Source organism: Leucobacter sp. PH1c (assembly GCF_000633415.1).
Lineage (GTDB): Bacteria > Actinomycetota > Actinomycetes > Actinomycetales > Microbacteriaceae > Leucobacter.
In genome coordinates this window covers 1-20,603 of sequence record NZ_AYMV01000006.1, presented here as the reverse complement: position 1 = coordinate 20,603, position 20,603 = coordinate 1, and the positions used below count along the sequence as shown (strand labels likewise).

Sequence of the window (20,603 nt, the reverse complement as noted above, 5' to 3'; positions counted from 1 at the left end):
TAAACGAGTGGGCCGGGCGGTCGCGACCGAAGCTTCGGCAGCGCCAGACGGCCGGCTCATCACCGAACCTCAACGACGAGCAAGGAGACCATATGATCCCCGCGAGCGGCAATCTCACCCCCGACGAGCTGCGCGAGGCCGTCGCGAGCCGCGAGATCGACACCGTGATCGTCGCGTTCACCGACATGCAGGGCCGCCTCGTCGGCAAGCGCGTCTCCGCGCGCCTCTTCCTGGAGGACACCATGGCGGGCGGTGCGGAGTGCTGCAATTACCTCCTCGCGGTCGACGTCGAGCTCAACACGGTCGAGGGCTACGCGCTCACCAGCTGGGAGAGCGGCTACGGCGACATGGCAATGCTCCCCGACCTCTCGACGCTGCGGCGGGTCCCCTGGCTGCCCGGCACCGCCCTCGTCATCGCCGACCTCACCCGGGCGAGCGACCACTCTCCCATCGACGTGTCCCCGCGGCGCGTACTCCAGCGCCAGGTCGAGCGCCTCGCCGCACACGACCTCGTCCCCTTCGTCGGCACCGAGCTCGAGTTCATCGTCTTCGACGACGACTACCGCACCGCCTGGCGCAAGGGCTACCGCGACCTCGTGCCCGGCTCCGACTACAACACGGATTACGCGCTGCAGGGCTCGACCCGACTCGAGCCGCTGCTCCGCGACATCCGCAACTCGATGGACGACGCCGGCATGTACTGCGAGGGCGTGAAGGGCGAGTGCAACCTCGGCCAGCAGGAGATCTCCTTCCGCTACGCGCACGCGATCCCCACCTGCGACAACCACTCCATCTACAAGAGCGGCTCGAAGGAGATCGCGGCTGCGCACGACAAGAGCATCACCTTCATGGCGAAGTTCAACGAGCGCGAGGGCAACAGCTGCCACGTGCACGCGAGCCTCTGGACGAGCGACGGCGCTCCCGCCTTCGCCGACCCCAGCGCGAGCGACGGCATGTCGCCCATGTTCCGCCACTTCATCGCGGGCCAGCTCGCGGCGCTCCGCGAGTTCACCCTGCTCTACGCGCCGAACATCAACTCCTACAAGCGCTTCGTCGCCGGCAGTTTCGCCCCGACCGCCGTCGCCTGGGGCCACGACAACCGCACCTGTGCGCTCCGCGTGGTCGGCCACGGCGGCGGCATCCGCGTCGAGAACCGCGTGCCGGGCGGCGACGTGAACCAGTACCTCGCCGTCGCCGGCATGCTCGCGTCCGGCCTCGCCGGCATCGAGCAGCAGCTCGAACTCGGCGAGCCGCTCGCGGGCAACGCCTACACGAGCGAGATCGACCGCGTGCCCACCACGCTCCGCGAGGCCGCCGACCTGTTCGAGCAGTCGGCGCTCGCCCGCGAGGTCTTCGGCGACGAGGTCGTCGACCACTACACCCACGCCGCCCGCGTCGAGGTCGCCGCCTACGACGCAGCCGTCACCGACTGGGAGAGGATCCGGGGCTTTGAACGACTCTAAGACGCCAGAGGGGGCCGCGCAGCGCGCGCCCGTCATCGGGATCACCAGCTACCTCGAGCAGGCGCAGACCGGCGTGTGGGACGTGCGCGCATCGTTCCTGCCCCAGGTGTACCTGAACGCCGTGACCGACGCGGGCGGCATCGCCATCGTGCTCCCGCCCCAGCCCGTCTCCCCCGGAATCGCCGAGGCCATCGTGGCCGGGCTCGACGGGATCATCCTCTCGGGCGGCGCCGACATCGATCCCGCGCGCTACGGCCAGGAGCCGCACGAGCGCACGGGCGCACCCCGCGGAGACCGCGACGCGTTCGAGGCCGCGCTCCTCGACGCCGCGCTCGCAGCGGAGCTCCCGTTCCTCGGGATCTGCCGCGGCGCCCAGCTCCTCAACGTGGAGCGAGGCGGCAGCCTGATCCAGCACCTCCCCGACGTCGTCGGCGACGACCGCTACCAGTTCGGCGGCGGCGTCTTCAATCCGATCGACGTGGAGGTTGACGCCGGCAGCCGCATCGCCGAGGTGCTCGGGGAGGATCGGGGCGCCCGCGCCCACCTCTACCACCACCAGGGCATCGGAGAGATCGGCGACGGCCTCACCGTGACGAGCCGCACGGCCGACGGGATCCCCGAGTCGATCGAGCTCGCGGACCACCCCTTCGGCATCGCCGTGCAGTGGCACCCCGAGGAGAACCCGCAGGATCGGCGCCTCTTCGCCGGACTCGTCGCCGCGGCTCGCGAGTACCGCGCTACCCGACCCCAGACCCCCCACGCAGACCCCAGGGAGCAGTCATGAGCACGACCCTCATCAACCCCGCGACCGAGGCCGTCATCACGGAGATCGAGCACGTCGACACGGAGGGAACCGACCGCGCGATCGCGGCCGCCGTGCGCGCCCAGCGCGAATGGGCGGCCGTCGCCCCCGCGGACCGCGCCCGCGTGCTGCGCCGCTTCGCCGCCGCCGTCGACGGCGACATCGAGCACCTCGCACAGCTCGAGACGACGAACTCGGGCCACCCGATCACCCAGTCCCGCTGGGAAGCCGGCCACGTGCGCGACGTGCTCGAGTACTCCGCCGGCGCACCCGAACGCCTCATCGGCCAGCAGATCCCCGTCGCCGGGGGCATGAACGTCACCTTCCACGAGCCGCTCGGCGTCGTCGGCGTCATCACGCCGTGGAACTTCCCCATGACGATCGCCTCCTGGGGCTTCGCCCCGGCGCTCGCGGCGGGCAACGCCGTCGTGCTGAAGCCTGCCGAGTGGACCCCGCTCACGAGCGTGCGCCTCGGCGAGCTCGCGCTTGAGGCCGGGCTGCCCGAGGGCCTCTTCCAGGTGCTCGCGGGCCGCGGCTCCGTCGTGGGCGAGCGCTTCGTCAGCCACCCCGATGTGCGCAAGATCGTATTCACGGGCTCCACCGCGGTGGGCAAGCGGATCATGGCGGGCGCCGCGGAGCAGGTGAAGCGGGTCACGCTGGAGCTCGGCGGCAAGAGCGCGAACATCGTGTTCGACGACGCCGACATCGAGCGCGCCGCGGCGACCGCGCCGTACTCCGTCTTCGACAACGCCGGGCAGGACTGCTGCGCGCGCAGCCGGCTCCTCGTGCAGCGGAGCGTGTACGACCGCTTCATGGAGCACTTCGAGCGGGCCGTGCAGAACGTGGTGGTCGGCGACCCCACCGACGAGGCGACGGAGGTGGGCCCCCTCGTGACGCTCGCGCATCGCGACTCGGTGGCGAGCTTCCTCACGCCCGACGTCCCCGTCGCGTTCCGGGGCTCGGCCCCGAGCGGGCCGGGCGCCTGGTTCGCCCCCACGGTCGTGACCCCCGAGCGGGGCTCCCGCATCGCGACCGAGGAGGTCTTCGGGCCCGTCGTCGCCGTGCTCCCCTTCGAGGACGAGGCCGACGCGATCCGGCTCGCGAACGACTCCGAGTACGGCCTGAGCGGCTCGATCTGGACCCGCGACCTCGGGCGCGGGATCCGCGTGGCTCGCGGCGTAGAGGGCGGCAACCTGTCGGTCAACTCCCACTCCTCCGTGCGCTACACGACCCCCTTCGGCGGTTTCAAGCAGTCGGGCCTCGGCCGCGAGCTCGGCCCCGACGCTGCGGAGCACTTCACCGAGACCAAGAACGTCTTCTTCGCCAGCGAGTAACCCCAGTTCCTTCACGCACCTCTTCACGCCCGCGGCCGCGGGCTCGCACGAGAAATGAGCAGCACATGAGCGACATCACCCCCATCGACCTCACCCAGCGCCTCGCCGGCAAGGTCGCCGTCATCACCGGCGGCGGCAGCGGCATCGGCCTCGCCACCGCGAAGCGCATGCGCGCCGAGGGCGCCCGCATCGTCATTGGCGATATGGACCCCGTGAGCGGGCAGGCGGCGGCCGAGGCCGTCGGCGGCCTGTTCGTGCAGGTCAACGTCACCGACCAGGATCAGGTCGACGCGCTCTTCGACACCGCGGCGCGCGAGTACGGCTCGGTCGACATCGCGTTCAACAACGCGGGCATCTCCCCCGACGACGACGACTCCATCGAGACGACCGAGCTGCCCGCCTGGCAGAAGGTGCAGGACGTCAACCTGAAGAGCGTCTACCTGTGCTCGCGGGCCGCGCTCCGCCACATGACGAAGCAGGGCAGCGGCTCGATCATCAACACGGCCTCGTTCGTCGCGGTGATGGGATCGGCCACGTCGCAGATCTCGTACACGGCGTCGAAGGGCGGCGTGCTCGCCATGACGCGCGAGCTCGGCGTGCAGTTCGCCCGCCAGGGGATCCGCGTGAACGCGCTCTGCCCCGGGCCCGTGAACACCCCGCTGCTGCAGGAGCTCTTCGCGAGCGATCCGGAGCGCGCCGAGCGCCGCCTCGTGCACGTGCCGCTCGGCCGCTTCGCCCGCCCGGAGGAGCTCGCCGCGTCGGTCGCCTTCCTCGCGAGCGACGACTCCTCGTTCATCACGGCCTCGACGTTCCTCGTGGACGGCGGCATCAGCAGCGCATACACGACGCCCCTCGACTAGCGGCGTACACTCGCTAGAGACCGGGCACGACCGCCCGCCCACCCGACGAGGAGCTCGATGGACCTGACGCACGATGGTTTCGAGCTCCTCGTCCGGGGCGTGCGCCCCACGAACGCGTACGAGGAGACCATGCAGCGGCTGCTGCAGTCCGTCCGCCTCGGACTCATCAGCCCCGGCTCGCGGCTTCCCGCCGAACGCGAGCTCGCCGCCATGCTGAAGGTGAGCCGAGACACCGTGCGCGACGCCCTGGCCACGCTCGCCGAGGCCGGCTATGTCGTGTCCCGTCGGGGGCGCTACGGCGGCACCTTCGTCGTCGACGAGCTGCCGCGCGACTCGGCCCTCGGGACGCTCCCCCTCGCGCTCGGGGCGGAGGAGGTCGAGGATCTCGCCCCGCTCCGCCGCGTGCTCGAGGTCGGGGCCGCACGCGAGGCCGCGGCCCGTGAGCTCAGTGCCGAGGAACGGCAGGCGCTCGGCAGCGCGCTCGAGGAGTGCGCCGCCGCCGACGACACGCAGCACCGTCGCCTCGACTCCCGGCTGCACCTCCTCATCGCGGAGCTCTCGGGCTCGCCGAGCCTCGTGCCGCTCATCGCGAACCTGCGCACCCGCGTGAACGCGCTGCTCGACGGCATCCCGATGCTGCGCCCGAATCTCGCGCACTCGAACGCCCAGCACGAGGCGATCGTCACCGCGATCCTCATGGGCCGGCCGGAGTCGGCCGCCGAGGCGATGCTCGAGCACGTCGAGGGGTCGACCGCGCTGCTGCGCGGCTTCTTCTCGAATCCGTCCTAGGGGCGACTCGCCTCGCTCGGAGGCGGGGAATCAGCGGATCCGCATGCGCTCCAGCTCGGACACCTCGTCCGGGGTGAGCGAACGAGGCGCGCGCCCGTGCAGCACGAACGCCAGCTGCGCCGAGGCTTCGAGCTCCTCGGCCGCGTTCACGGCATCCTCCAGCGAGGCGCCCGCCACGAGCGAGCCGTGGTTGCCGAGCAGCGCCGCCGGCCCGCTGCGCATCGCGTCGCGCACCTCCGCGAAGAGCTCATCGGAGCCCGGCCTGCCGTAGCGGATCACCGGCACCCGGCTCCCGAGCCGCATGACGTGGTAGGGCGTCAGCGCGGGCATCGCCTGCTCCGATTCCTGGGCGAGGCAGCTCAGCGCGGTCGCATACGGCGAGTGGAGGTGCACCACCGCGCGAGCGTCGGGACGGGCCTCGTACACGGCCCGGTGGAGCACCACCTCCTTCGAGGGGAGGTCGCCGCTCAGCCGACCGTAGTCGGGCCCGAGCAGGGAGAGTCGCTCGGGATCGAGCCGCCCGAGCGACGCGTTCGTCGGGGTCATGAGCACCCCGTCGCCGGAGCGCGCGCTGATGTTGCCCGCGCTCCCCACCGAGAAGCCGCGCGCGAAGAGGCTCGCGCCGAGCGCGACGATCCGGTCCCGGAGCCGGCGCTCGGCGTCGTCACCGGCCCCGAGGGGCGCGCCGCTCCCCGAGTCCGCCGTGCTGTGCTGTGCTGACCGCGTCATTCCGACTCACACCACCAGATCGGCGATGACGAGCACGACGAGCGAGACGCCCCAGGCGATCGTGGTGGGGATCGACCACACGAGCATCTGGTGCTTCGCGTCCTTCACGCCGAGCAGTCGGTTCACCACCCAGAAGAAGCTGTCGTTGAAGTAGCTGAAGAGCAGGGCGCCCATGCAGGCCGCCTGCGCCGCGAGGACGAGGTTCACGTCGGGGATGCCCGCGAGGATCGGGGCGGAGATCGACGCCGCCGTGATGATCGCCACCGTGCCCGAACCCTGGATCAGGCGCACGACGGAGGCGATGACGAAGGGGATCAGGATGGTCGGCAGCGGCAGGCCGGCGACCCACTCCCCGATCGTCTGGCCGAGGCCGCTCTCGCGCAGCACCGCACCGAGCGCGCCGCCGGCGCCCGTGACGAGCAGGATGATGCCCGCGCTCTCCACGCCCTTCTCCAGGTTCGCGATGGTCTCCTCGCGCGACTCGTGACGAGCCAGGCCGTAGATTGCGATGAGCACGCCGACGAGGAGCGCGATGACCGGGTTGCCGATGAAGGCGACGGTCTGCACGAGCGCCTCGGGCAGGGCCAACGCCCCCGAGTCGGCCAGCGCGCTCACGAAGGTGTTCGCGAAGATCAGGAGGATCGGCGCCAGAATGGGCGCGAGCGACATGCCGAGCGACGGCAGCTTCACCTCGCGCTCACGCGCGAGCTCCTCGAACTCGGCGAGCGCCTCGTCCGCCTGGAGCGGGCCGCCGGGGCTCGCGGCGATCCGCGCCTCGATCCGCGGGCCCATGACCCGGGCGTAGATCGTGATCGCGATCACGGCGGGCACCGCGAAGATGAGGCCCCAGAGCATCATCTCGCCCACGCCGACCCCGAAGATGCCCGCGGCGCCGAGCGGACCGGGCGTCGGGGGGACGAGGTGGTGGGTGAGGATCAGACCGCCCGCGAGCGACATGCCGAGCGTGAGCACGGATCGTCCCGAGGTGCGGGCGAGCGAGCGCACGAGCGGCGCGAGCACGACGAACGCGCTGTCGACGAAGATCGGGATCGAGATGATGAAGCCGGCGACCGAGAGCGCCCACTCCTCGCGCTTCTTGCCCACGAAGCGGACGAGCGTGATGGCGAACTTCTCTGCGGCGCCGGACACTTCGAGCACGCGCCCCATCATCACGCCGAAGCCGATCACGAGTCCGATCGTGGCGAGCGTGGAGCCGAAGCCCGTGGTGAGCGCGGAGATCGTCTCGTTGGGCGCCATCCCCGCGGCGAGCCCCGCGACGGACGCGGCGATGACGAGCGCGAGGACCGCATGGACCTTCGTTCTCAGCACGAGGAAGATCAGTAGAGCGACGGCGGCGATCAGTCCGATCACGGCCACGGTGGTGTCTGTCACCAGTTCTCCTTTGGTGGTGGGGCGACGCGGGTCAGTGGGGCGACGCAGGTCGGTAGAGCGACGCCGGTCAGTGGAGCGACGCCGGTCAGAGGGTCAGTGGGAGTGCGGCGCTGCGGCGCGACGCCGCGGCGAGCGTCAGCGCTGCGGCGCGAACTCGTCGCGGAACTCGCGGACGGCCGTGTCGAAATCGACGTCGGCGCGGAACCCGAGGGCGCGCGTGCGCTCGACGTCGAATGCGCCGGGCCAGGAGCACACGATGTCGATGACCCGCTCCTCCGGCTCCGTGGTGACGAGCGCCCGCGCGTCGGCACCGCCCACGCGCTCGAGCGCCGCGAGCATCTCGCCGACGCTCACGCTGATCCCGGGCACGTTCATGACCCGCCAGGCGCCCAGCAGGGCCGGATCAATGGCGACGGCGTGGAGCAGGTTCTCGATGACCGTTCGGGGCGAGGACAGCCACATCTGCGTGTCGAGCGGAACGGGGCAGTTCGACGTCAGCCCGAGAAGCGGCTCGCGGATGATCCCGCTCGCGAACGACGACGCGGCCGAGTTCGGTGCGCCGGGACGCACCGAGATCGTCGGGAGCCGGCAGATGCGCGCATCGATCCAGCCCTTGCGCGAGTACTCGTTGACGAGCAGCTCACCCATGGCCTTCATCGCACCGTAGCTCGACTCGGGCTGCGCCGCGAGCGTCTCGGGGACGAGCGGGGGCATCGGCCCGCCGAACACGGCAAGCGAGCTCGTGAACACGAAGCGCGGGGCGCTGCCGGAGCGGCGCGCCGCCTCGAGCAGCCGCGTCGTCGCCTCGACGTTGACCCGCATGGCGAGGTCGAAGTCCTCCTCCGAACCGCCGCTCAGCACCGCAGCGAGGTGGTAGATCGCGACCGTGTCCGGCCCGACGACCTGCGCGAGCAGCGCGGGGTCGGCGAGGTCGCCGACGACGGACTCGACGCGGGGGTCCTCGTTGCGGTTCGGTGCGAGGTCGAGCGAGACGAGGCGGTCAGCGGCGAACGGGAGCTCCCCCGCGTCGATCGCGGCGAGGAGCCGTTCGATCAGGCGGCTGCCGAGGAATCCGGCCCCTCCGGTGACGATGACGGTGCTCATGCGGTGTGCCCTTTCACGGTGGTCGGTGCTCGATGCGCCGCCTCTTCGGCGGCGGGGGTGCTCGCGACGTGCAGTTCGAGGCCGAGCTCCGCGAGGTGGGCGCGGGCGGTCTCCGGCAGTCGGGAATCGGTGATCAGTCCGTCGAATTCGGTGAGCGCGACGGCGCGCAGCGCGGCGACGCGCCCGTACTTGGTGCTGTCCGTCAGCAGGTACACCCGCTCGGCGTGGTCCACCACGGCCCGCTTCAGGACGGCCTTCGCGTCGGTGGGAACCGAGATGCCCCGGAGGTCGAACGACGAGGCCGAGAGGAACGCCACCCCGATGTTGAACTGGCTGACCGCGGCGGCCGCCATCGCCCCCTCCGTCGCCTGGTTCGGCGCGTCCAGACGGCCCCCGAGGAGGTGCACCTGGGCGGCGGCACTCGCTCCCGCGGCCGCGGCGACGGCGAGGTCGTTCGTCACGACGTCGACGCGCTCGGTCTCGGCGAGGCGCTGCGCCAGGGCGAGCGTCGTCGTTCCCGCGTCGAGGTACACGAGCTCGCCCGGCTCCACGAGTGCGGCGGCGAGCGCGGCGATCTCGCGCTTCTCGATCGGCTGCAGCCCGAGCTTCGTCTCGTGGGAGGCGTCGAGCACCATCCGCGAGGGCAGCGCGATCCCGCCCGAGACCGAGACGACGCGTCCCCCCTGTTCGAGGAGGGCGATGTCCCGGCGCACGGTCATGTGCGAGACCCCGAGCTGCTCCGTGAGCTGCGGGATCGTGGCGACCCCGTGCTCGGTCACGATGGCGAGCAACTGCCTGCGGCGTTCTTCGGGGATCATGAGCGGCCTCCGATCGGGTGCTCCGCGGCGGGGCGCGGGTGAGCGTCTGTGAAGTGGTCCAGCCAGCCGAGCCCGGCGCGCGTATCGCCGGCGGGCCGGTACTCGCAGCCGACCCAGCCGTCGTAACCGGCCGAATCGAGCTCCGCGAGCAGGTGGCCGAGTGCGAGCTCGCCGCCGTCGGGCTCGGCCCGGTCGGGAACGGAGGCGATCTGCACGTGCCCGATCAGCGGCGCGGTGCGGCGGATGAGTCGGGTGAGGTCGCCCGCGATGATCTGCGCGTGGTAGAGGTCGAGCTGCAGGCGCACGTTGGCGCGGTCGATGCGTTCGATGAGCTCGCAGGCGAGCGAGACATCGTTCAGGAGGTAGCCCGGCATGTCGATCGGGTTGATCGGCTCGAGCATGATCGTCCGCCCCGAGGCCGCCGCAGCGTCCGCCGCGACGCGAACGCGCTCGACGAAGCGGTCCCTGGCCGCGGCGTAGTCTGCCCGCGCAGTGCCGGCCATGACATGGATCCGGGGGCAGTCGAGCGCCGTGGCGTAGTGCAGCGCACGCGCGATCCCCTCCGCGAACTCCTCGTCGCGCCCGGCGAGCGCGGCGATCCCGCGCTCCCCCGCATCCCAGTCCCCGGGCGGCGCATTGAAGAGCGCCTGCTCGAGCCCGTTCCGGCGGAGCGCATCCGCGAGTTCCGCGGCATCGTACGCGTACGGGAAGAGGTACTCGACGCCGGAGAAACCCGCGTCGGCCGCCGCGGCGAAGCGCTCCAGGAACGGCACCTCGGTGAACATCATGCTGAGGTTGGCCGCGAAGCGCGTCATCCCTGCACCTCCGTGGCCGCGGCCTGCGTCACGACCGGGGCGGCCGCCGAGCCGAGCGCGTCGCCGGGGGACGCTGCCACCCGCTGCGCGTCGGCGAAGAACGCGTCGGCACCGAAGTTGCCCGACTTGAGCACGAGTTCGCAGGCACCGTCGAGCGAGCGGGTGAGCGGGACGCCCGGGGCCACGAGCGGTCCGATCTCGCAGCCGGTGATCCCGAGCGCGAGAGTGACCGAGCCGGAGGTTTCGCCGCCCGCCACGACGAAGCGGCCGACGCCGCGCTCGCGCAGCTCGCGCGCGAAACCGCCAAACCACGTCTCGATCGCACCGGACACATCGAGGCCCCCGTATCGGGCCTGCGTCTCGGCGACGCTCTCGGCCCGAGCGGTCGCGTACACGAGCGGCGCGGGGCCGTCGGCGGGCGTCGCGAGCACGCGGGAGACGAGCTCGGCGGTGTAGCTCTCCGGATCCCGCATCACTCGCTCAATGTCGAGGGCCTCGGCGGGTGCACCCGAGGCGACGTACGCGGCGACCTGCCGGTTGGTCGTGCGGGAGGCGGATCCCGAGAGGAGCACGGTGCGCGTGTCGAGCGCGCGCCAGGGCTCCGGCGCGAACTCCGCAGCGTCGGTCGCGCCGCGGACGAGCGCTCGCGCGAGCCCGCTCCCGATGCCGGAGCCGCCCGTGACGAGCGCGGCGTCGCGCACCGCCTCGCCAATCGTGTCGAGATGGTCGTGGGTCAGTGCGTCGACCACGGCAAAGCGGTCGCCCTGGGCGCGCGAGGCCGCGAGCGCCGCGCGGACGGCCTCCGGCCCCTGCTCCACCGCGGCGAAGGGCACGAGGCCGACGGTGCCGCTCGTCTGGGCGGCGAGGAGCCGGACCACGCTCGAATCGGTCATCGGCGTGATGGGGTGCTCCCGCATGCTCGACTCGGCGAGGGGCACATCGTGCACGAAGAGCATGCCCTGGAAGACGGTGCGGCCGTTGACCGGCAGCGCCGGGACCGCGACGGCGAAGTCCGCGCCGAGCGCGTCGAGGAGCGCGTCGGCGACGGGGCCGATGTTGCCCGCGGGGGTGCTGTCGAAGGTGGAGCAGTACTTGAACACGATCCGCTCGGCCCCGAGCTGCTGCAGCACGCGGAGGGCGTCGAGGCTCTGGGCCACGGCCTCGTCCGCGGGGATCGAGCGCGTCTTCAGGCCGATGACGAGCGCACCGGCCTCCGCGATCGCCTCGCGCCCCTCGGCCGCGAGCGCGGCGAGTCCTGCGAGGCCGTTGACCTGCACCGTGCGCAGGCCCGCTGCCACGAGGAAGCCGGAGATGTCGGTCGCCCCGGTGAGGTCGTCAGCGATGACTCCGATGCGGAGTGTCATGGGCGCCCCTTTCGGCCGCACTGCCGTTTGTGAATTTTTGTGAACTAGGTTCAGACAATATCACAGACGTGCGGTGTGGGAGGAGCGGCTCCCTTCGGGGCCCAGGCAGCTCGGTCGCCCGGGCGCCCGGGCGGCTCGGTCGCCCGGGCGCCCGGGCGACCAGGCGGCCGGGCGGCCGGGCGGCCGGGCGGCCGCTGCGCCCGGCAACGGCTCCGCCCACTCCCTCAGACGCGGGCGATCAGCGCCGCGGCGACCGCGGCGAGCGCGCGCACCCCGCGATGCTGATCCGCGGGGGCCGTGTACTCGGCGGCGTGGTGGGTGATCCCATCGGCGCTCGGGGTGAAGAGCAGCGCGGTGGGGATGCCCGCGGCGTTCATGATGACGGCGTCGTGGCCCGCGATCGTGGGGACGCGCCGGGCGCGGATCCCGGCGGCCGCGACCGCGGCACTCGCGAGCGCGACCGCCGCGGGGTCGAAGCCCACCGCCCGCCGCTCGGACCAGACCCCGAACTCGCAGCGCACGCCCGTCTCGCGCTCGAGCTCCCCCGCTGCGGCGGTGAGGGCGGCTCGGGCAGCGCGCAGGCGCGCCTCGTCGGGGCTGCGCAGCTCGGCCTTGAACTCGACGAGCGAGGGGGTCGCGTTCGGGGAGTTCGGGGTGATGCGCATCCACGCGGCGGCGGTGTGCAGTGCCTGCTCGGGATCCGCGAGGCCCAGCTCGCGCAGCTGTGCGATGAGCCGGCCGGCCGCGGCGAGCGCGTCGACGCGCTGCGCCATGGGCGTGGGGCCGGTGTGGGTCTGCACGCCGTGCACCCGGACGTCCGCCTTGTACGCGGCCCAGGTGCGATCGACGATGCCGAGTTCGATCCCCTCGCGTTCGAGTACGGGCCCCTGCTCGACGTGCAGTTCCGCGTAGGCGACGACGGTGCCGGGCAGCGCCGTGCCGCCCGCGAGCCCGCGCTGCGCCAGCTCCTCTCCGAGCGCCGCCCCGCCCGCGTCGCGAGCGGCGAGGGCGGGGCGCAGCGCGAGCTGCCCCGTGAAGACGCTGCTCCCCATGACGCTGGGCTGGAAGCGCGCCCCCTCCTCGTTCGCCCAGTTCACGGCGCCCACGTTGGCGGCGCCGGCCCCGGCGCTGCTGGCGCCGCCGGTACCGCCGTCAGCACCGCCGCCGGTACCGCCGCCGGCCCCGAGCTCGGCGACGACGGCCAGCGCTGCGGCCACGCCGAGCTGGCCGTCGAAGCGGCCCCCGTCGGGCTGACTATCGAGGTGCGAGCCGAGCAGCACCGTGCGGTCGGCCGGCGCGGGCGGCCGCACGAGCGCGAACTGGTTGCCGATCTCGTCGGTGTGCACGTGCAGCCCGAGCGCTCCCGCGCGCGCCGCGAAGACGGCGCGCGCTTCGGCGTCGGCGGCGCCGAACGCGAGCCGGTGGAGCCCGGTTCCGTTCGCCCGACCGATCTCCGAGAGCTCGGCGAAGAGCGCGTCGAACCGCGCGATCATCCGCTCGTCCGCCCGTGCGCCCGGCATCAGCGCGCCGCCGCGAGCCACTCGCGATACTCGGGGCGCCGCGAGATCCAGAAGGTGCGGTACAGCTTCCAGGAGCCGTACTTGAAGTAGTCGAAGTCCTCGTCGCGGGCGTGCGCGTTGATGAGCCCCCAGAGCCCCCACTTCGTGTCGGCGATCATGCGCGAGAGCATGGCGCGCGCGAAGAAGCGCTCGTCGAACGCGCCGCAGTACTCGGTGACGAGCTCCCGGGAACGATCCACGTCGACGAACATCTCCGTGAGGATGAGCCCGATCTCGAAGCTCGCCTCGTTGTTCGCCGCGTAGTCGAAGTCGATGAGCGTGACGTTGGCGTGGTCGTCGATGAGGAAGTTGCCCGGCATCGGATCGTTGTGCGCGGGCACCAGCTCGAGGCCGGAGACCATGAATGCGTCCACGGCCTCCCGATAGTTGCGCAGCACCTCCCCCGCCCACTCGGGCAGCGGGATCGCGTCCTCCGCCACCTGGGCGAGGTGCTCCTCGACCATGTCGACCATCGTCTTCGTCTCCGTGAGCAGCGCCGTGCCGTGCCAGCGGCGGTAGGTGTCCATCACGCCGCGGCACACATCGGCCCGCTGGAAGTCGAGCGTGGTCGCGGTGCGGAATCCGTCGGCCACGAACTCGGAGAACTCGATCCCGCTCTCCACGTCGTAGAAGAGCACGCGGGGGCTGATCCCGGCCGCGGCGGCTTGGCGGGCGGCCTGGTTCGCGGTGTCTCGGTTGATGAACTTCTCGGTGCCGAGGCCCGGGACCTTCGCGAAGATGGGTCCGCTCGCACCGATGTGCAGCCGGAAGTTCTCGTTCGTGATCCCGCCGAACACGGGGTCGACGCTCACGTCGAGCCCCTGCCACTCGGGGTTCTTGGCGATGGCGGCGCGGAGGGCCTCGGGAAGCGCGACGGCGGTCATGAGAGCGCTCCTTCCAGTTCGGTGCGGGTAGCGGGGTCGGCGAAGAGCAGCTCGGCGAACGTCATCCGCCAGAGCCCGTACTTAATCGAGTCGAGGTTGACATCGGGATCCGTGCCCGAGCGGAGCCGGGTGAGTACCGCCCAGCGCAGGTGCTCGATTCCGGCGATGAGCTTGATCACCGCGCGGTCGCGGGCGTCCGCGTCGGGCGCGAGCTCGCCGATGAACGCGTCGATGTCGAGCGCCCCGGGGCAGGCTTCGGCGACGAGCACGGCGTGATCGTGCACGGCGGAGAGGCTCGCGGCGGAGCTCCAGCCGACGAGGCGCACGTCCCCGGCCCCGTTCACCATGATGTTCGAGACGGTGCCCTCCCCCTGCGACGGCCGCATCTCGACGGTGCGGCGGTAGGCGAGGAGCGGGGCACGGAAGCCCGCGACGTAGCCGGCGAGCTCGCGCACGCGCGGATCCACCTCGATCCCGCGGTCGTCGCACTCGTCAAGGAGCTGGAGCAGCTCGATCAGCGGGCTGCGGGTGGAGAGCGGCACATCGAGCTCCGCGAAGCGCGCCCGGGCATCCCGGAGGCGCCCGCGCAGGCCGGCGTCGAGGAACAGGTCGAGCCGGCCCACGCGCCACTCGGGGCTGAGCCGCTCCTCGAGCAGCACGCCAAGCTCACTGTCGGCGGCGTAGATGCGCGGCCCGATACCAGCTTCGCCCGCGGCGGTGGCCGCGGCGATCAGGTTGTCGCGGTTGCGCCACGACCACGAGTGCCGGGAGAGCTTCTTGAGCAGCACGGGGCCGGAGTCGGGGCACTCGCCCGCGATCAGGGTGCTGTCGGAGGCCCACCAGCTCGGCGACGGCACCTGGGCGACCGGGCCGCCCCAGCTGATGGCGCCGGCGTCGAAGCCGTGCACCCACTCATCGATGTTGTCCTGCCAACCGGTCACGAGCGTGTCCTTTCCTGGGAGCGGGCGCGGAGCTGGTGCTCGGCGTTCGAGTATTCGGGGATCGGGATCACGCCGATGCGACTTGCGCGAAGCGCGAGCACCGCGCCGATGATCACGATGACGAGCGGGAGGCTGAGCGGGATGATCCCGTAGGGCGCGAGGAACTGGGTGAGCGCGCCGTAGAGCAGCGCGGAGGCCGCGGCAGCGACGAGCGTCGCGACGAGCGCGCGCACGCTCGGCACAAGGATCACGCCGAAGAGCCCCACCGCCACGACGGCGCCGTTGTACCCCCACAGGCCGTGGTAGATCTCGGAGCCATCGGCGCCGATCGCCTGGGCGGCGAGCGCCCCCGTGAGCGACCCGGCGATCGCCAGAATCGCGCCGATGCGGGTGGCGAGCGCGATCCCGATCACGATCAGCACGCCCGCGAGCACCGAGTCCATGAGCACGACCTGACCGATTCCGCGGAACGTCGCGTTCACGAGCCCGGCGAGCGGGTCGACCGCCGGGCCGTCGATCGCGGCGCGCAGCACGGGATCGGGTGCGTGCGCGAAGCGCTGCACGGGCTGCAAGAGCGACATGTTGCCGTTGCCGTGCGCCGTCGCCGGGGCGAGGAGCAGCACGAGCAGACCGAGCAGACCGAAGGTCAGGGAGAGCGCGGGCGCGTCGAACCGCACCACCAGCACCTCGATCGTGGCCTGCATGATCGGCACGGAGATCGCCGCAGCGAGCAGCGTGAACACGGCGTTGCCGAGCGACCACTCGCCCTGCAGGAACACCGCGCCGAGCACGCCGAACAGCGCGCCGTTGAAGGAGAAGAAGCCGAGCCGCACCACGCCGGAGTCGTAGCCGAGGAGCAGCGCGGTGAGCGTCGAGACGAGCGCTCCGGCAAGGAGTAGCGTGCCCGCCCAGAGCGACTGCGTCGCGATCGCGAGCAGCAGCGCGAGGCCCGTGAGCGGATTGTTGATCAGGAAGATCTGGCCGATGCCGCGCAGGGCGCTGTCGACGACGCCGAGCACTGGGCTGCGCCGATCGATGTGCTCGCTCGCCCGGAACGTGCCGGAGAAGCGGTCGAGGGGGTGGACGGGTGGACTGACGGAGGGAGAGGCGGGAGGGGTGACGGAGGGGTGAATCATCGTTGATTCCTCAGGGGTTGGGCGCAGCGGACCGCGCCGATGCGGCGCGCTGCGCGGTGGGAGAACTACTGACTCGTCACGGTCAGACGGGTGATGTCCGAGCGGAACAGGTCACGGGAGAGCTCGATCGGCCGCCCGTCGGCGTCGAGCGCGACGCGCTCGATATCGAAGAGCGGCGTGCCGGGCGAGACGCGCAGGAGATAGGCGGCCGAGGGCGTGGCCTCGCCGATCCCGATCCGCTCCTGCGCGGTGACAACGGGCGTCCCGTACTCCCCCGCCATGAGCTCGTAGATCGAGCTCAGGTCACGCGAGAGGATGTCCGGGAACACACGGGCGGGAAGCGTCATGTCTTCGAGCGACAGCGGCACGTCGTTGGCCGAGCGGAGGCGCCGGATCGTGACGACGCGCTCGCCGGGGTCGAGCGCCAGTTGCGCGCGCTCGCCCTCCAGCGCGTCGCGCTCCTCCGCGCGCAGGATCCGCGTGCTGGGCTGATAGCCCTGGTCCACGAGGAGCGTGGGGATGCCGACGACGGCGTTGAGCGAGCGCGACACCGTGAACGGCGCGCCGCCGGCGCCCGAGGTGATGTAGGCGGCGACGCCGACGTCTCGGATGTAGCTGCCACCCCCGCGCCCCACGCGCTGCTCGATCTGGCCGGAGGAGACGAGGCCGGCGAGCTCCTTGCGCACCGTGCCGCGCGAGACTCCGAGCTGCTCCGCGAGCTCGCGCTCGGGCGGGAGCTTGGCCTCGCCCTGCAGGCGCAGCCGCTCCACCATGTGCGAGAGCCGATCGCCGATCTCCATCTCCGCCTCCAAAGGTTCGAGAAATTGGACCATTTAGCCCGCTGAGCGGGGGTTTCGGCAAGTATATATTCCCCGCTACACTCCGTGTCTAGAGGCAATTCTCGCCTCGCACACTCGACCTTCATCGCAGAGGGGAACGCGCACCATGAGCCGCACCGAATCACGGATCGACCCGAGAGAAATCGGACTTGACCAGAGTTTTTCACGCGAGTCCAGCGAACTGCAGTTCGCGCACGCCGAGCACGTGCAGCGCGCGACGGGCGCGTTCTCGGCCCTCGATATCGCGGCAGCCCGGCGCGACGCCGAGGCACTCTCAGCTGCCGACAAAAAGGTATATTCCGATAAACCTTTCTGGGGCTCGGTCGTGACGGTTAAGGACAGTTTTCACGTGAGCGGGCTCCCCCGCTGGCACGGCAGCGCCACGCACCCCGGCGCGGTGTCCCGGGGCGATTCCGTTCCGGTGGCCCGGCTGCGCGCCGCCGGTGCGCTCATCGTCGGGAAGACCACGATGCCCGACTACGGCCTGCTCGCCGCGGGGATCAGCTCGCAGTTCGGCGTCACCCGCAACCCCTGGGACCTCTCGGCGTCCCCCGGCGGCTCGAGCTCCGGCGCGGGCGCGGCGGTCGCCGCGGGCGTGGGCCACTCGGCGCTCGGCACCGACATCGCGGGCAGCGTGCGGCTCCCGGCGGCGCACTGCGGCCTCGTCGCGCTGAAGCCCACGCAGGGCGCGCTGGCCTACGCGCCCGCGAGCACCTGGCGTTCCGCCGGCCCCATGGCGCGCACGGTGCGCGCGGCCCGCGAGCTCTTCGCGATCGTGGGCGCGCCGCACCCCGGCGACCAGCTCTCGCGCCCCCTCCCCGCGCGGCCGGAGCGTGGCGTGGCCGGCGCGGGCGGCCCGGCCGTCGCGGGAAGCGCCGGGCTCGACGCGCTCCGCGGGCTTCGCGTCGGCGTGATGGAGAGCCCCGGCTACGGGCCCGGGATGGACGCCGAGACGCGCGCGGCCTTCGAGCGCGTGCTCGCCGAGCTGCGCGCGCACGGCGCGGAGCTCGAGGAGTTCGCGCCGGGTATCTCGGAGGCCGACTTCGCGGCCCTCGACCGCTGCCTCATGACGCGCTGCCTCGCGGAGCTCTCGGGCTGCCCAGCGGAACGCCGCGACGCGCTCCTCCCCGCGATCCGGGAGTGGGCGGCCCCGGGCGCCGCACTGCGCGCCACCGACTACTTCCTCGACTTTGAGCACCTCTCCGCCGTCGCATCCCGCACCGCGGAGCGCGTGGCCGGCTTCGACGTCGTAGTGTCCCCCGTGATGGGCGCGCACCGCTTCGCAGCCGAGGCGTTCGGCCCCGACACCTCCCAGCCGCTCCTCTTCCACGCGAACTACACCGCCTGGTTCAACCAGACCGGGCAGCCCGCGGTCGCGCTGCCCATGGCGCGCACGGCGGCCGGGCACCCGATCGGTCTCCAGCTCGCCGGCCCGCACGGCGCGGACCACGCGCTGCTCGACCTCGCCGAGACGCTCGAGGCGCTCCTCGCCGTCCCGCTCGGCATCCCCCGCCTGCCGTCGCAGCCGGAGGCCCGGTGACCGCGCCCCGCCCGAAGCACCCCCCGGCTCCCCCGGCTCCCCCGGCTCCCCCGGCTCTCTCTGCTCCCTCTGTTCTCCCTGCTCCCCGAACTCCCCACGCCGTCACGCCGTCACCCCGCACCCCGGGTGCGCTCCGCGCGCCCGGCCCTCGAAAGGACCCCGAAGTGACCCACCCGATCCCCGCTCACGCCCGCGCGCTCGACACCCGCGATCTGATCGCGGAGGCCGATGCCCTCCTCCTCGACTTCAACGGGACCCTCTCGGACGACGAGGAACTGCTCGCCGAGCTCGTCGCGGAGATCTCGGAGCGGGAGCTCGGCGTGCGCGTCTCCGCTGCGCGCTACTTCGCGGAGTTCGCCGGTTTCACCGAGGAGCACATGTTCGGCGTCCTCGCCGCGGAGGCGAGCGGCCCCACCCCGAGCGCGGAGGAACTGTTCGACCGGTTCAACGCGCGCTACCTGGAGCGCACGGCGGAGGAGAGCACCATCACGCCCGCCGCCCGCGACTTCATCGCGGCTGCGAGCGCCGCGGGGAAGCGCCTCGCTGTGGTCACCGCGGCGAGCCGGCAGACCGTCGTGCCGGCGCTCGAGCAGGCGGGGCTCGGCGGCGCGTTCGAGACCATCGTCGCGCTCGAGGACGTGGCTTCCTCGAAGCCGGATCCCGAGTGCTACGCGCGCGCCGCAGCCGTGCTCGGGGTCGCGCCAGAGCGGGCCGTCGCGTTCGAGGATTCGCGCACGGGCATCCGCGCGGCGCACGGCGCGGGCGTCCCCACGGTCGCGGTGCTCGGCAGCCTCGACCTCGCGGCGGCGAGCGCGCTCACGCCGCACGTGGTGCCCGCGCTCGATCCCGCGCTGCTCTGAGGGGCGCGGCCCGGCTCCGGCAGGGTCGGGATCCAGTCCGGCTCCGGCAGGGTCGGGATCGAGGCCGCATCCGGCCCCGGGCGCAGCCAGACTGGGGCCGTCCTCCCCGCTACGCCCGGCGGTAGCTCAGATCGCGGATATCGCGCCCCTTGTCGGCGCCCTTCCGCTCGAACGCCGTGAGGATGCGGCCGTCGAAGCGCTCGGCCCAGTCCCCCGCGAAGTCGCGCGTGAAATCGGGGGCGGCGTCGAGCACCTCGCGCATCTGCTCGGCGTAGTCCTCCCAGTCCGTTGCGAGCCGCAGCACCCCGCCGGGGCGTAGCACACGCGCGGCGATCGCCGCGAACTCGTCGTTCACGAGCCGACGCTTCTGGTGCCGCACCTTGGCCCACGGGTCCGGGAAGAACACCCACAGCTCGTCGGCGCTGCCCGCGGGCAGGAACCGCTCGAGCACCTCGGGCGCGTTCGCCTCGATCAGGCGGAGGTTGCGTGCGCCCACCTCGTCCGCGGCGTTCATGGTGCGGGCGAGCCCGGCGCGGAACACCTCGATCGCGATGTGGTCGCGCTCGGGGTGGGTCGACGCCGCGTGCACGATCGCGTGCCCCTGGCCGGAGCCGACCTCGACGACGAGCGGCGCGCGCCGCCCGAACAGTGCCTCGGGGTCGATGCTCGCGCCCTCGGCGACGCTCGTCGCGGCGGGGCCGCGGGGCACCTCGATGCGGTAGAGCGGCGACAGCTCGTCCCAGCCGCGCTGCTGACCGGGGGTCATGCGCCCGCTGCGTCGAACGAAGGAGACGGGCTTGTCGCGGAACGTGCTCGGGTCGAAGCTCTTCGGGGGCAGGGGCTGCTGGTCAGTCACCCCACAACGGTAGTCCGGCGAGGCGCCGAGGGCAAAGCGCGCGGTACCATTGGGGACACGGCTTCAACCCGGAGGACCCCATGACCCGACGCATCCTGCTGGTGAACGGCCCCAACCTGAACCTGTTGGGCACCCGCGAGCCCGAGCTCTACGGCGAGGAGACCCTCGCCGATGTCGAGGCGCTCGTCGCGCGCGTCGCCGCGGACTTCGGGATCGAGGTGCGCGCCGTGCAGAGCAACCACGAGGGCGTGCTCATCGACGCGATCCACGAGGCGCGGCACGACTGCTCCGGCATCGTGATCAACCCGGGGGCGTTCACGCACACCTCCGTGGCGCTGCGCGACGCGATCGCGGGCGTCGAACTACCGGCGGTCGAGGTGCACCTCACGAACGTGCACGCGCGCGAGCCGTTCCGCCACCACTCCTACATCTCCCCCGTCGCCGCGGGCGTCATCGTGGGCTGTGGCGTGCAGGGCTACGAGTTCGCGGTGCGCCGCATCGCCGCGCTCATCGCGCAC

Annotated in this window: 20 protein-coding genes; 8 read left to right on the top strand and 12 right to left on the bottom strand. The window is 72.2% G+C overall.

Annotated features, from left to right (window positions below):
* Positions 1-92: 92 nt before the first annotated feature.
* The 5 genes from U874_RS0101720 to U874_RS0101700 all read left to right on the top strand — a co-directional run bounded on the left by U874_RS0101720 (position 93) and on the right by U874_RS0101700 (position 5,248).
* Positions 93-1,463: a glutamine synthetase family protein gene (locus U874_RS0101720; protein ID WP_025132823.1), complete on the top strand. Its 1,371-nt coding sequence runs from the start codon at positions 93-95 to the stop codon at positions 1,461-1,463.
* On the top strand, positions 1,450-2,247 hold the full coding sequence (locus tag U874_RS0101715; protein ID WP_025132822.1) for a gamma-glutamyl-gamma-aminobutyrate hydrolase family protein: 798 nt from the start codon (positions 1,450-1,452) through the stop codon (positions 2,245-2,247). The genes U874_RS0101720 and U874_RS0101715 overlap by 14 nt, the downstream gene beginning before the upstream one ends.
* Positions 2,244-3,599 carry an aldehyde dehydrogenase gene (locus tag U874_RS0101710; protein WP_025132821.1) on the top strand — a complete coding sequence of 452 codons (1,356 nt, stop codon included), beginning with the start codon at positions 2,244-2,246 and terminating at the stop codon, positions 3,597-3,599. Before U874_RS0101715 ends, U874_RS0101710 begins: the two co-directional genes overlap by 4 nt.
* Before the next feature lie 65 nt (positions 3,600-3,664).
* Positions 3,665-4,459: a 3-oxoacyl-ACP reductase gene (locus U874_RS0101705; RefSeq protein ID WP_029987414.1), complete on the top strand. Its 795-nt coding sequence runs from the start codon at positions 3,665-3,667 to the stop codon at positions 4,457-4,459.
* Between the two features lie 57 nt (positions 4,460-4,516).
* Positions 4,517-5,248 carry a FadR/GntR family transcriptional regulator gene (locus U874_RS0101700; RefSeq protein ID WP_025132819.1) on the top strand — a complete coding sequence of 244 codons (732 nt, stop codon included), beginning with the start codon at positions 4,517-4,519 and terminating at the stop codon, positions 5,246-5,248.
* 30 nt (positions 5,249-5,278) lie between these two features.
* Here the strand turns inward: U874_RS0101700 and U874_RS0101695 are convergent, their stop codons facing one another.
* The 11 genes from U874_RS0101695 to U874_RS0101645 form a co-directional block, all read right to left on the bottom strand.
* The gene (locus tag U874_RS0101695; RefSeq protein ID WP_025132818.1) at positions 5,279-5,977 is read right to left on the bottom strand and encodes an aldolase; all 699 of its coding nucleotides are present in this window, start codon (positions 5,975-5,977) and stop codon (positions 5,279-5,281) included.
* A gap of 6 nt (positions 5,978-5,983) precedes the next feature.
* On the bottom strand, positions 5,984-7,369 hold the full coding sequence (locus tag U874_RS0101690; protein ID WP_025132817.1) for a GntP family permease: 1,386 nt from the start codon (positions 7,367-7,369) through the stop codon (positions 5,984-5,986).
* A 135-nt stretch (positions 7,370-7,504) separates the two neighbouring features.
* Entirely contained in the window at positions 7,505-8,473 is a 969-nt protein-coding gene (gene denD, locus U874_RS0101685) for a D-erythronate dehydrogenase (protein ID WP_025132816.1), read from the bottom strand.
* A complete protein-coding gene (locus U874_RS0101680; RefSeq protein ID WP_025132815.1) occupies positions 8,470-9,291 on the bottom strand; it encodes a DeoR/GlpR family DNA-binding transcription regulator in 822 nt (273 codons plus the stop codon). Before U874_RS0101680 ends, denD begins: the two co-directional genes overlap by 4 nt.
* Complete coding sequence (gene otnI, locus U874_RS0101675) at positions 9,288-10,106, bottom strand: 2-oxo-tetronate isomerase (protein ID WP_025132814.1); 819 nt, start codon at positions 10,104-10,106, stop codon at positions 9,288-9,290. The genes U874_RS0101680 and otnI overlap by 4 nt, the downstream gene beginning before the upstream one ends.
* Positions 10,103-11,470 (bottom strand): 3-oxo-tetronate kinase, encoded by a 1,368-nt coding sequence (gene otnK / locus U874_RS0101670; RefSeq protein ID WP_025132813.1) that lies wholly within the window; start codon positions 11,468-11,470, stop codon positions 10,103-10,105. Before otnK ends, otnI begins: the two co-directional genes overlap by 4 nt.
* 224 nt (positions 11,471-11,694) lie before the next feature.
* Positions 11,695-13,011 carry a hydantoinase/carbamoylase family amidase gene (locus tag U874_RS0101665; protein WP_025132812.1) on the bottom strand — a complete coding sequence of 439 codons (1,317 nt, stop codon included), beginning with the start codon at positions 13,009-13,011 and terminating at the stop codon, positions 11,695-11,697.
* On the bottom strand, positions 12,990-13,913 hold the full coding sequence (locus U874_RS0101660; protein WP_025132811.1) for a phosphotransferase: 924 nt from the start codon (positions 13,911-13,913) through the stop codon (positions 12,990-12,992). Before U874_RS0101660 ends, U874_RS0101665 begins: the two co-directional genes overlap by 22 nt.
* The gene (locus U874_RS0101655) at positions 13,910-14,854 is read right to left on the bottom strand and encodes a hypothetical protein (RefSeq protein ID WP_025132810.1); all 945 of its coding nucleotides are present in this window, start codon (positions 14,852-14,854) and stop codon (positions 13,910-13,912) included. The genes U874_RS0101660 and U874_RS0101655 overlap by 4 nt, the downstream gene beginning before the upstream one ends.
* Positions 14,851-15,990, bottom strand: coding sequence for an urea transporter (locus U874_RS0101650; protein WP_025132809.1), 1,140 nt, complete (start codon positions 15,988-15,990; stop codon positions 14,851-14,853). The genes U874_RS0101655 and U874_RS0101650 overlap by 4 nt, the downstream gene beginning before the upstream one ends.
* A 65-nt stretch (positions 15,991-16,055) precedes the next feature.
* Positions 16,056-16,790 carry a GntR family transcriptional regulator gene (locus U874_RS0101645; RefSeq protein WP_025132808.1) on the bottom strand — a complete coding sequence of 245 codons (735 nt, stop codon included), beginning with the start codon at positions 16,788-16,790 and terminating at the stop codon, positions 16,056-16,058.
* Between the two features lie 145 nt (positions 16,791-16,935).
* Between U874_RS0101645 and U874_RS0101640 the strand changes: the two genes are divergently transcribed.
* Both U874_RS0101640 and U874_RS15455 read left to right on the top strand, forming a co-directional pair.
* The gene (locus U874_RS0101640) at positions 16,936-18,369 is read left to right on the top strand and encodes an amidase (protein ID WP_025132807.1); all 1,434 of its coding nucleotides are present in this window, start codon (positions 16,936-16,938) and stop codon (positions 18,367-18,369) included.
* A 164-nt stretch (positions 18,370-18,533) separates the two neighbouring features.
* The gene (locus U874_RS15455; RefSeq protein WP_025132806.1) at positions 18,534-19,229 is read left to right on the top strand and encodes an HAD family phosphatase; all 696 of its coding nucleotides are present in this window, start codon (positions 18,534-18,536) and stop codon (positions 19,227-19,229) included.
* A gap of 109 nt (positions 19,230-19,338) precedes the next feature.
* Here U874_RS15455 and trmB read toward each other — a convergent pair whose 3' ends face one another.
* Positions 19,339-20,085: a tRNA (guanosine(46)-N7)-methyltransferase TrmB gene (gene trmB / locus U874_RS0101630; RefSeq protein WP_025132805.1), complete on the bottom strand. Its 747-nt coding sequence runs from the start codon at positions 20,083-20,085 to the stop codon at positions 19,339-19,341.
* Between the two features lie 80 nt (positions 20,086-20,165).
* Between trmB and aroQ the strand changes: the two genes are divergently transcribed.
* A partial coding sequence (gene aroQ, locus U874_RS0101625; RefSeq protein WP_025132804.1) for a type II 3-dehydroquinate dehydratase occupies positions 20,166-20,603 on the top strand: 438 nt, incomplete at its 3' end.